The 2693-nt window shown below is 30.0% G+C and carries 3 protein-coding genes; all 3 read right to left on the minus strand.

Annotation, left to right across the window (positions count from 1 at the left end):
* Nucleotides 1-257, minus strand: a 257-nt coding sequence (locus KHW44_RS08255; RefSeq protein ID WP_304068315.1) for an OB-fold nucleic acid binding domain-containing protein, incomplete at its 3' end; no start/stop codon positions are given.
* Nucleotides 254-1549, minus strand: a complete 1296-nt coding sequence (locus KHW44_RS08260; protein ID WP_304068318.1) for a replication-associated recombination protein A — start codon at nt 1547-1549, stop codon at nt 254-256. The genes KHW44_RS08260 and KHW44_RS08255, both read right to left, overlap by 4 nt.
* Before the next feature lie 181 nt (nt 1550-1730).
* A complete protein-coding gene (locus KHW44_RS08265) occupies nt 1731-2612 on the minus strand; it encodes an IS3 family transposase (protein WP_369680526.1) in 882 nt (293 codons plus the stop codon).
* Nucleotides 2613-2693 lie beyond the last annotated feature (81 nt).

Here is a 2693-nt window from a genome sequence, read left to right on the forward strand (position 1 = left end):
GGTTGTTTAGAATTTGGAGTCAAAACTAATTTACCTACGACAATAATTGCTGAACTTAATTTTAGTTTTTCACTTTTTTCAAAATCTTCATTATCTTTTCCTACTACTATTTGAACTGGATTGAAGAAAGTTCCGTCGTTTAGTTCAATAAATCCAACATTCTTACTGAATCTTGAGTTTTTAATCCAACCTCCAACTTCAACTTCTTTGTCAGAATACTTTTCGTAATCTTTAATCAAATCTCTAATTAATATCATTCTTTACTCCTCGTTTTTTTATATATTTTGCTTTCATATCCAATATCTTTTGGATCGTAATATTTTTGATCTTTCAGTTCGTATGGTAAATATTGCTGATACGAATCATCATTATGTGGATATTTGTATCCAATTCCTCTGTCCAATGATTTTGCCCCACTATAATGCGCATCTTTTAGATGACTAGGAACATCGTAAATCTTGTTTTGTCGAATATCTTCCAAAGCCTTGTCAATTGCGACATAAGACGTATTCGATTTCTCACTAGATGCAAGATAAATTACCCCATTCGATAAATTTATCCTACATTCTGGTAACCCTATTAAATTAACAGCATTGAACACATTTATAGCTACAGTCAAAGCTTCAGGATTTGCCAAACCAATATCTTCTGATGCGAAAATCACCATTCTTCTCGCGATGAATTTGGGATCTTCTCCGCTTTCAATCATTCTTGCTAAGTAATACAAAGCTGCGTCGATATCAGAACCTCTCATAGATTTAATGAATGCCGATATTACATTATAGTGATCTTCTTCTTTGTCATATTTTAACACAGGTTTAAATACAGAATTTTTTATCACATCTTCATCTATGATCAAACATCCATTAACTTGGTCTGTACTTTCGACTGCAATTTCCAAAGCATTCAAGGCACTTCTTGCATCTCCATTTGCAGAATTGACAAGAACATCAATTGCTTTTTCATCAATTTGAATGTTCATTTCTCTTAGCTTTTTATCTTCTGTAAGCGCATTTTCTATGATATTTCTAATATCATTATCAGCCAGCGGTTTCAACTCGATAATTTGACATCTAGATAAAAGCGCCTTGTTAACTTCAAAGAATGGATTTTCTGTAGTAGCACCTATTAAAGTAATTGTTCCGTCTTCAACATATCCTAGCAATGCGTCTTGCTGTGATTTATTAAATCTGTGAATTTCGTCTATAAACAAAACAGTCTTTTTGTTATACATGCTCAAATTATTTTTTGCAGTTGAGATGACTTCCCTAATATCTTTAACTCCACTAGAAATAGCAGATAATCTTTCGAACAATGAATTAGTTTGATTTGAGATTATTTCTGCCAATGTTGTTTTTCCAGTTCCAGGAGGACCATAAAAAATCATGGAAGGAATTTTATCAGCCTTTATCAATCTATTCAAAAGCTTTCCTTCTCCAACCACATGTGATTGCCCAAAATATTTATCCAAACTTTTAGGTCTGAGTCTATTTGCTAACGGCGAACTATTTTCTTTTTGTAATTGTAAATTGTATTCAAATAAATCCAAAATATTTCCCCTTTAACATTTATTTTATTTATATCTTACCACAAAAACTAAATATCGTTAAATAAAAATTAAAGGTCGGATAATTATGGTGACCCCAAAAAGTTGGACTTTGTACCAGAGACATTTAGAAATATTTGTCTCTGGTTTTTTTGTCCTATTCTACCCATAGGGGTAGAAATTTTTATGCTACATTTTTCTTTCTATATTCTACTGGTGATAAATATCCTAGTTTTTCTTTTATCCTTTCTTCATTGTAATATTTTATGAAATCTTCTATTGTTTGTTTTAAGTGTTCGTATGAATAGAATTTATTTCCGTAGTATACTTCTTGTTTTAATATTCCGAAGAAGTTTTCCATTGGTGAGTTATCTAAGCAATTTCCTTTTCTTGACATGGATTGAGTGATACCGTTAGATTCTAGTTTTGATGTGTATTGATCTATTTGGTATGCCCAACCTTGATCTGAGTGAAATATTCTTTTTTCTTTTGTTTTGTTAGTTATTTCTATGACCTTGTCTAAGGCTTTTAGGATTGGTTCTAGAGTTGGTTGTTTCGATATTTCATAGCTTAGTATTTCACTGTTGTACATATCTAAATATGGATTTAGATAAAGTTTCTTTATTTGGTAGGTCCCTGATTTATCTTTTTCAAAATACTTAAATTCTGTTGTGTCAGTTGTTATTTGTGTATATGGTTTTTCTACTTTAAAGTTTCTTTTTATTTTGTTGTCTGCTACTTTCCCTACTTGTCCTTTGTAGGATGAGTATTTTCTTGATTTTCTTGAAAAACTTTTTACTTGAAGTTTTAGATTTTGAACTAATCTTTGTACTTTCTTTTTGTTTATTTTTAGTCCTAATCTTTTTAACATCGCTGTTATTCTTCTGTATCCATAGTTTGGATTTTCTTTTCTAATTTTGAGTATTTTGTTTTCTATTTCCATATCTTTATTTGGTATATTTAAGCGTTTTTGACAATACATATATGTTGATTTTGGAAGATTGAAGTATTTTAACAAGTCTTTTAATTTGTATTTATTTCTTAAAATCTCGATTGTTTCAGTAATTGTCTGTCATTTGAGACAATTCTATCATCTTTTTATTGCATCATTTTCTAATTGAAGCCAATAGTTTTTTTCTTCTAATTT

This window comes from Finegoldia magna (assembly GCF_018371055.1).
In the GTDB taxonomy this organism is placed as follows: Bacteria; Bacillota; Clostridia; order Tissierellales; family Peptoniphilaceae; genus Finegoldia; species Finegoldia magna_I.